This is a genomic window from Candidatus Atribacteria bacterium, from assembly GCA_011056645.1.
Taxonomy (GTDB): Bacteria; Atribacterota; Phoenicimicrobiia; order Phoenicimicrobiales; family Phoenicimicrobiaceae; genus Sediminicultor; species Sediminicultor quartus.
Map to the genome: position 1 here is coordinate 1 of DSEL01000212.1, position 8,964 is coordinate 8,964.

At 33.5% G+C, this 8,964-nt stretch carries 9 protein-coding genes and 1 pseudogene; all 10 read right to left on the reverse strand.

What is annotated here, in order from left to right:
• Positions 1–338: 338 nt before the first annotated feature.
• Complete coding sequence (locus ENO17_09865) at positions 339–842, reverse strand: hypothetical protein (GenBank protein ID HER25337.1); 504 nt, start codon at positions 840–842, stop codon at positions 339–341.
• A gap of 507 nt (positions 843–1,349) precedes the next feature.
• Positions 1,350–2,045 carry a flavodoxin family protein gene (locus tag ENO17_09870; GenBank protein HER25338.1) on the reverse strand — a complete coding sequence of 232 codons (696 nt, stop codon included), beginning with the start codon at positions 2,043–2,045 and terminating at the stop codon, positions 1,350–1,352.
• A gap of 737 nt (positions 2,046–2,782) precedes the next feature.
• On the reverse strand, positions 2,783–3,007 hold the full coding sequence (locus ENO17_09875; GenBank protein ID HER25339.1) for a type II toxin-antitoxin system HicA family toxin: 225 nt from the start codon (positions 3,005–3,007) through the stop codon (positions 2,783–2,785).
• Positions 3,007–3,213, reverse strand: coding sequence for a type II toxin-antitoxin system HicB family antitoxin (locus tag ENO17_09880; GenBank protein HER25340.1), 207 nt, complete (start codon positions 3,211–3,213; stop codon positions 3,007–3,009). Before ENO17_09880 ends, ENO17_09875 begins: the two co-directional genes overlap by 1 nt.
• Before the next feature lie 807 nt (positions 3,214–4,020).
• Positions 4,021–4,851, reverse strand: coding sequence for an alpha/beta hydrolase (locus ENO17_09885; GenBank protein ID HER25341.1), 831 nt, complete (start codon positions 4,849–4,851; stop codon positions 4,021–4,023).
• A 751-nt stretch (positions 4,852–5,602) separates the two neighbouring features.
• On the reverse strand, positions 5,603–6,355 hold the full coding sequence (locus ENO17_09890; protein HER25342.1) for a class I SAM-dependent methyltransferase: 753 nt from the start codon (positions 6,353–6,355) through the stop codon (positions 5,603–5,605).
• A 111-nt stretch (positions 6,356–6,466) separates the two neighbouring features.
• Positions 6,467–6,721: pseudogene (locus ENO17_09895) on the reverse strand (GNAT family N-acetyltransferase).
• A gap of 205 nt (positions 6,722–6,926) precedes the next feature.
• The gene (locus tag ENO17_09900) at positions 6,927–7,265 is read right to left on the reverse strand and encodes a hypothetical protein (GenBank protein HER25343.1); all 339 of its coding nucleotides are present in this window, start codon (positions 7,263–7,265) and stop codon (positions 6,927–6,929) included.
• 423 nt (positions 7,266–7,688) lie between these two features.
• The gene (locus tag ENO17_09905) at positions 7,689–7,991 is read right to left on the reverse strand and encodes an XRE family transcriptional regulator (protein ID HER25344.1); all 303 of its coding nucleotides are present in this window, start codon (positions 7,989–7,991) and stop codon (positions 7,689–7,691) included.
• On the reverse strand, positions 7,978–8,385 hold the full coding sequence (locus ENO17_09910; GenBank protein ID HER25345.1) for a hypothetical protein: 408 nt from the start codon (positions 8,383–8,385) through the stop codon (positions 7,978–7,980). Before ENO17_09910 ends, ENO17_09905 begins: the two co-directional genes overlap by 14 nt.
• Positions 8,386–8,964 lie beyond the last annotated feature (579 nt).

The following is an 8,964-nucleotide window of genomic DNA, read 5'->3' on the forward strand; positions in this document are numbered from 1 at the left end:
ATATATTATATATCAGATAAGTTATTTTTTAAAAATAATTTTCCTCCCTTATGACCGGAAATAAATAACAAAAACACATATGATTATTTTTTTAATTAAAAAAAGCCCTTCAGCAAAAGGCCAAAGGGCTGGGAATTAGCAAGCTCCCCAGACAGAACGATTTTCGAACTTTTTATATGTGTGAGGATACGGAAAAAGTGTGTCAGAAATTAGAAGTGGTAATTAGATAGAATTTAAAAAGACAGAACCTCTATAAAGAAGTTTTTCTTATATTGTTATCTAATTCTCCCTATCGGATGTGTTCAGAATTTTTAGGATGAAAATAGTCATAAAAACCTTTAGATTTTGGCAAATAGGATCATATAGTTATGCCCATATTTCTTTTCGCATTTTGGACAATATGCATAATGAATATAGTACTCATCATTTTTCGGGACTTTCCCCCTTTCTTTTTCTAAATACATATTCATATCTTTTACGAATTTGGGGATAGCATTGTATGGTCCATCATAAACTTTGGCCATGAATGTTCCAATAATTTTAACATTATTTGCCCCCGAAACATCCCCAATAACTGAAATATAAATATTTGATTTAAATGCACTCAGATCTTGAAATAGAACTAAAACCTCATCTTTTTTTGCATCTATCTTATTTGAGCTTGTTGCCAAAGCCATCATCTTGGTTATCTTTTTGCCAATCATGGGAGGAAACGGAGTATGGAAAAACGTAGGAACAGTCTCTTTAATAAATTGTTTTTCGTTCCAATTAAATATTTTTTTATCCCACCTCCCCGGATTAAATTCAGGACAACATTCTTCAATTTGATTTTTACTACTCATATATTTCTCCTTTTTTATTTTAACTAATTTATTAAATATATGTAATTCCATATATTGTTCATTATATAATATTATTTACAAACAATAAAGCCCTTCAGCAAAAGGCCAAAGGGCTGGGATTCGCAGGCTCCCCCTATTGGACGTTTTCAGAAATTTTAAGGGAAATAGTGCTACTGAAAATAATAGATTAAATCAGTTAATTCTTCAATATTAGAGGTAATCTTCAAAAATTATAATTCGTAAAATGTATATAAATAAAAACTTTATATTTTTTTTACTTAAGAGCTTTAAGTTTTTAAATTTGGTGGATGCAAGTAGACGAGTTTCGCAATTTTTTGTATGAGTGATGAGACTGAAAGGGTGTATCATAAATTAGAAAAAGTAATTAATACTTGATGTGATTATTGATTATTGTACCTCATTTAAAACATTAGAAAAAGTTACCGAATTATTGTGATAGTACAACCGTCCCTGACATATCGGGGCATTCCCTGTCACTTCTTTTTTTTACAACAAATTGTTATACCTGCATCGGAGCTCCTCCTCGGAGATAAGTGGACGGCTTATCGCGTCAAGGGTTTCTTTATTCATTACCCCCTCTTTGACCAACTCATAACCTGCTTTTTTCACCATATCCAGCACGGCTTCCCCATCTTTGTTCAATTTCCCCTTCTCCTTCATCAAAAAGGCGTGGGGTCTGAGCACTGCATCGGCGAATTCCACACTCGCATCTTTAGCCAGCTCTTCGGTGATGCGTACAACCGTTTCAAAGTTTGCTTTCTCCCACCATCCACCTGTAGATACGAGTACGATTTTCCGAATCTTAACCTGCTTATGGAATCTGGCTCGTGTACGTCCCTCCCGATTCTTCAGGATAGGAATAATTAAGGGACAAAGCCGGTTGATGAAATTCTGCATCTCTCCTGGTAGTGGGATATAAACCGGGGTAGCCAAAGCAAGAATATCCGCCTCCCTAAGTTGGGGATAAAGCATCTGCATGTCATCCTTGATGCAGCATTCTCCGGCTTTCTCATACCAGCAGTACATCTCGCCACAAGTGCAGGGTTTTATCTTAAGACGTCTGGCGTAGAATAGCTCAACCTCGGCTCCGGCATCCATCATTCCCTGAATGAAGGGAGTAAGGATCAAAGCGGTATACCCCTTTTCCATTCGGGGGCTGCCATTTATAGCAATGACCTTCATGGTTATATCCTCCTTTGTGTCAAAGAAAATATCAATTAGTTACTTAATTCATACTCCGTGTTTTTTAAGGGCAAGGGAATAAATATTATAGATTTTTATATTATATTCGACTCTTTAAATTAAAAACCTTTCTTTTTCTGAATAATAATTCAAAAAAGCCCTTTAGTAAAATACCAAAGGGCTGGAATTAGCAAGCTCCCCCTATTGGACGTTTTCAGAAATTTTAAAGGAAATATTGCTACTGAAAATAATAGATTAAATCAGTTAATTCTTCAATATTAAAGCAATATTTAAAGATTAAAATTTGTAAAATATTGGAGAAAAATAGTCCTTCCGTATTATGCCAAAGGGCTTGGAATGTCTTGACTCCTCGGTAAATTAATAGACAGAATCTTTCGCATTGTTTTTATATTTCAACACTTTAAAAGAAAATCATTTTGATATAATTTTTACTGTAGCCCTTTTTCAGCTGTTTTTTGATCCATTGTCTATTTCAGCCACTGTTTATCTTTAAGAGCTAGCTCATCTATAAAGTTGGGTTATCCCTCTTGAATAGGGTAAGATTCTAAAGAGAAATTTAAAATTAGGTTTATAATAAATTTTCCCAATAAGTGGAAAGTTTTTCCTTGTTTATTATCATTACCGATTTTTTAGAATTTGGATCAAGATACTATTAATTTTTAATCATAATATCTTGTTCTTTTTTTCTTTTGCTATTATACTAGGTTTACCTTTTGTTATTTTAATACGTTTAAAAACTCCTCTATAGTTAGAGCAGCTCGAGCAATAAGTGATCTTAGGGTTCCTCTTGCAACCTCATGGTGATCAGGAATAGACAAGGTAGCAATATGCCCTTCTTTCACAAGAATAATGTGACTTCCCTGTTGTCTTGCTACCTCCCATCCTAACCGAACAAACACTTTAACAACTTCACGCCCACTTAAAAGTGGGATCTTCTGCATTAGACCAATACCTCTACTTCACGCATACTTACAGTGAGTGGCATACCCTTTTCAGAACGAACTTCAAGACATTGTTTTATTGCGTCTTGGATATTTATCATTGCATCCTGTTCGGTCTGACCTTGACTTACACATCCTGGAATAGATGGACATTCTACCACAAACATTCCATCTTCATCTCGATCAATGGTTACAATAAATTTCATTGCCCATGCCTCCTTTGCCATCTTTCTCTAAAAAATACTCAAAAGCCTGTTTTATAAATTTCATGACATTTTTAATTGATAGATTTATTATATCACAAAATTAAAATATAGATAATCCATTTAAAATTTGTTATCGTTATATAAAGTTTCCCTAAATGTTTAAATTGGTTTCGCAACGAAGTATTGAATTGCGTATAATTTAATTATATTCGAATTAAGTTTGGATATACTTTAATATCTCTAATACCACAATATTTTTTAAAAACCCTTCTTTTCCAGATAAATAATTCATAAAATAAAGCCCTTCAGCAAAAGGCCAAAGGGCTGGGATTCGCAGGCTCCCCCTATTGGACGTTTTCAGAAATTTTAAGGGAAATATTGCTACTGAAAATAATAGATTAAATCAGTTAATTCTTCAATATTAGAGCAATATTTAAAGATTGGAATTTACAAAATATTCATAAATAAAAGTCCTTCAATCTTTTAGTTAAAGGGCTTTTTCGTCTACTATGGTGGAGGCTAGTAGACGAGTTTCGCAACTTTTGTATGAGTGAAGAAACTGAAAAAGTATATCGGAAGTTAGAAGAAGTAATTGGCATTTGTTAGGAATTAAAAAACAGAATAACTCATAAAATAAAGTTACCGAATTATTGACTTGACGCACCTTCCCTTGTCTAATAATTCTATCATTTATTTTATCCTCTTGTCTTGCCCTGTTACATTAATTCCAATCCCAGAAAGAAGTTATGCCAAATGTTGAGACCTCTTGCTCCGAAAAAAGGAAACCCCTATAAAATAAATTTAAGTTTAAACTTGTTTGTCAAGCCAGTCTATCATAAATTTCAATACTTTTTCTTTTTCCAGTTCATCAAGAATTTTGTGATAAAAGCCATCCCAAATCTTAAAGGTACAATTTTCGTCTATCTTGTCGGCAAACTCGCGACTTGCTTTAGAGGAACTTAGACGATCGTCTCCTCCATGCATAAGTAAAAGAGGAAGTGAAAATTCTGAAGCATGCTCTAATGCCCATTGCCCTGATTGATAGATGCCGATAAACATCCGAGCTGAGATACGATCATGAACTAAAGGGTCATTTTTATAAGCATGAACTGCTTCGGTGTCATGAGATAGGACCTTAGTATCCAAACCGCTTTTCTGGGAAAAAGCAGGAAAAAGCTGATTGACTATTTTCCCTAAAATCATTTTAAAAGCAGGAAGTTCAAAGGCCGGGCGAAGGAAGGGCGCAGAAACTATTGCCCCTTTAAGTTTTGGCTGACGACGAAGAATATAATTGAGGACTAAATTACCTCCTAAACTCTGGCCGCAAAGAAAAAAAGGTAATTGAGGAAATTGTTTATTTATAATCTCCAATAAAGAAGAAATGTCATTCATTAATGCTTCATAAGAGGGAGTATGGCCACGCGGACCAGAAGATTTACCATGTCCGCGTATGTCAAAAGTAAATAATACATAACCTGCCTGGGTTAAAGCATCAGCGACGTGGGTATACCGCCCACCATATTCCCCTATACCGTGAATCAAACATACTACTGCTCGAGGTTGCTCTTCCGGATGCCAGCTTTGGCCGAAGAGCTGTAATCTATCAAAAGTCTCGAATATAAATTCAGTATGTTTCATTTTTTTTCCTTTTTTATTAGGTTATGATAATAATGACCATCCCCGAAAAAGCTATAACTTGTTACAAAATTATCTATAACATACCCTATATATAATCTTCTCTTTTATTTACTTTACTATAAAACTATTTAACATTCCTTTTTTTCCCGAAAAATAATTTATGAAAAATAAAAAAGCCCTTCAGTAAAAGGCCAAAGGGCTTGGAATGGTCTGGCTCCCCATAGTGGACACGTTCAGAACTTTTTCTTGGGGTGAAATTATAGAAGAATTGGGAAACACCTATAAACTAAATGAGTTAACCAATCTTCCCGTTAGCATTCCAAATAATGTGTAGTTAAATATAAACCCTTGCTTATCAATAAGTTATACCTATCCCCTCATTCTAAATATATTTATAATAATAAATTGATTATAGTATATGTATTAAATTTTATTATAAAGTCATAAGAATTTATTTGAATATTTGATACAAAGAATAAAAGCCAATGCAGATTTTTATCAATGCAAAATTTCTAATATATTAAACTAATATTTAACCTAATTGTCTACGCTAAAATCTTATGGATTACTCCAAAAGACTCCAAGACTTGCTACTTACGATTCGGCTATCATCTTACCAGACAGGATTTCCACCTGTTAAATACCACAACCTAAGCCTGACCGTACGTGCAACGTCCACTGTCATGTTACCTATGGTTTTGCTAATCCGCTGTTAGACGCTGTTGTCTAATTTTCTATTTTATCTTTACTTCTAAGGCTTTTGAACTAGCCATAACAAACAATCGGTTGAAAACTTCTTTACTTCTTCTGACTCTTCGCACAATTCAGAACGTAACGTTCCTTCAATTAAGATAAACCCTGCTTCTTCCAAGCTTGAAATTACTTCATCCTTGGTGGGAAAATGAAGAAAAGTGTCTCTCTCTTCCATTTCAATGACTCTATCCCCAAACTCGTGTAGACTTTTATCCTCTATATGCAACGCCCACTTTCTCTTCTCCTCATGCCAAAATGGTTCATATTCTTTACTACCCTCACGGTCATGAGTGGTAAATAAGAAATATCCTTTAGGTTTTAATATACGCTTTATCTCTTTTAACACTTTTATCCGATTTTCTCTTCCTGGTATTTGCATTATCCCGTTAAAAGAAAATAATACCGCTTCAAAGTTCTCGTCATCATAACCCAAACACGCCGCATCTCCCACGCTAAAAATTATGTTATAATTCAATTCTTTACTAATTCTTCTAGCTTGCACTATCATATCTTCCGATAAATCCAATCCTTCTATTAAATGATAACCAAGCTTGTAGAGTCCTATTGTAGTTCTCCCTGCTCCACACCCAATATCTAAAATACGGTCTTCCAAATTAAAATATCTTTTAATTATCATCTTTTCAGATTCCCAGAGCCCAATTTCCTTAACTGCCTTTGTGTAATCCGAAACTGTTTTTTCTGTGGTAAATGATTTTCTGATAAACTCTGTATTAACTTTTCTTGTGTTCATCTCTTTATAATCCTCGCTTTAAAAAATTTCAATTGTATTCATAACGAATTTACCTAAATTAAGAAACTGTCTCGTCACCTAATTTAAATATCAAAACTTTTAAATATTATGTCAGTATTTATATTCCATCTTTATAAATTCATCACTGCCTATTAAAGTATCCTTTTGATAAACATCGGTTATTTCAAATCCAGCCCTTTCATAACATTTGATTGCTCGTTTATTGAAAGAACGGACTTCTAAAGCAATCTTTTTACCGCCATACCTCTTTTTGCACTCATTTTTTAAAAGTTCCATAAGAATATTGCCTAAACCTTGCCCACATAATGAAGGCTTTAATCCCAATCCAACCAAAACAAAATCCTTCTGAGCCATGAGATGTTACTTCTTTTTTTTCTTACTAATATAAACGGGTTGAAATCGCGTCTAACTCTTTAATTCTAACTTACTATTTATTTAAAAATTCTATAATGCTGCTCCGAAGCAAAATTAGAGGGTATTGAGCAAGCAGCTTCTATGCTATGTTAGAAGCAGTGCAGCCCTTTTTTACTAACCGCTTTTGAGTGTATTGCTATACTTCATGCCCCATAGTGAAGATCGCTGTTGGATCGATATATACACTCCAGGACTTGACAAATTCCTTACCTGCATCTGTCCCGAGAAAACTCAGCATCGCATCCAAATCAGATACCTCAATCTTGGCCAAATAAAGGTAGGGAGGTTCTGCAGGTAATTCTCCCTCTGGTTCAGAAACAGCAGGGCCAAGCACTTTGTCTATCTTCCAGGTTTTAAAGTCTGTACACCAAGGTGCACTCCTAATCCCTGGGATTTTCGTTTTAATAAGATAGTTATCGTATTCCTCATTTTTTTGCTTCTCTTTCAAATTGTATATAGCAAAAATAGTGGCCATATCGGCACCTCCTTTTTAATTGACTTTGCATGATTAACATTTATATATAGGGCTGCATTGTTTCTAACTACGGATAGATAAATCACGGTGTTTACCCGGCTAAAATGGCATGATATCCGCAGAATTGCGGATATTTCTTAGTATCGTTTTGACTTTTTTAATAATAAATTGTTCAATGGACTTTTACTTATCCTTCTAGACTATCTTATATATCTCTACAACATATTTTCTCTAAATCCTTCTTTTTCTGGAAAATAATTTATAAAAAACAACAAGCCCTTCAGCAAAAGCTAAAGGGCTGAAAGGGTCTTGGCTCCACTCGTTATAAGAAAACACCACACCGATAGTTTATGTTACCAGTAGGGTGTTTTGTTAATTAAAAGAACGTCTCCGTTCTTCTTTCTCTATCAAATTGCATTCTTATTAGACTTTAACTTTTTTTATCCTTCTGGGTACAAAATCAATTTTTAAATCTGCTTTGCAGGCTTTCGCTATTCTATTTAAAAGAGGCATACTATAACTTTTATAATCAGAATTTTCATAGCGCGAAATAGCTGATTTAGTCGTATTTGCTCGTTTAGCCAAAGCATCTTGTGTTAGATTTGCCCTACGGCGAATTTCGGCAATTTTTTCCCCAATGTAAAGATTTTGGTATTCCTTATCGAATTTTTCACGGAATTCTTTATTTTCCATTAACTCATCCATATAAGTTTTAGTTTTTTTCATAGTAATCACCTTCTTTCACTCTACCAGTATAAGTTATTTTCATATTCCTGGCTTTTTCTAAATCTTTTTCGCTTACCTTTTGTGATTTTTTTCTATAAGCATTTGTAATAATTATCTTTTTCCCTTCATAAAAGAAGCTAAAGAAGCGATAATTTGTGGGTTTAAACTCAAATATATTTTCTTTTGAGTCCACTTTTCTAAATTTTGTTTTATTAAAGAGTCTGCCATGATCTGCTATATATTTTACCAGGGCAGCTAGTTTAACTTTCACTCCTAGAGATTCTTTCTCTAAGTATTTTTTTGCCGGCATTTCCCCGGTTTCAGTAAAATAAAATTCTACTTGGAATTTATCTCCCTGGTAGAAAATATAGTCTTCTTTTTTAAGTCGTTTCATAAAACTCCTTTAATAAAAGGTTAGCATATGTGCTAACATATGTCAAGAAAAATTATAAAGTTTTTTAAGTCATCTTTTTAATCGATTAATCCATTCCTTTTTATAAGAATTCTCCTTCTTTAGAGAATTAGTGAAAATTCCCTCTTTTTGTTGATTATTTCATCTAAGGTGTTATTTTACATTTCGATACCGTGTTCTAAAAATCCATCTTTTTTAAAAAATTTACAAAAAGAAAAAAGCCCTTCAGCAAAAGCCAAAGGGCTGGGAATGGTCTGGCTCCCCCTATTGGACGCTTTCAGAACTTTTAAGGGGAATATTGCAACTGAAAATATTAGATTAAATCAGTTAATTCTTCAATAAAATAACAAAAATAATTGTTTTTGGCCTCCCTACAAGATGATTTTCGCAACTTTTATGTGAATAAAAATTCTGTACAAATTTATAATAAAATAAAATTTATGATATTTTTAGCAAGGTAAGTTTAGAAATTTTTGTTCTTACAGATCTAGCTGTTCTATTTTTTCCTTTGCTTGTACCTTTAGTAAAACAACTGAAAATTTTTATTAAAGTGATTAATAC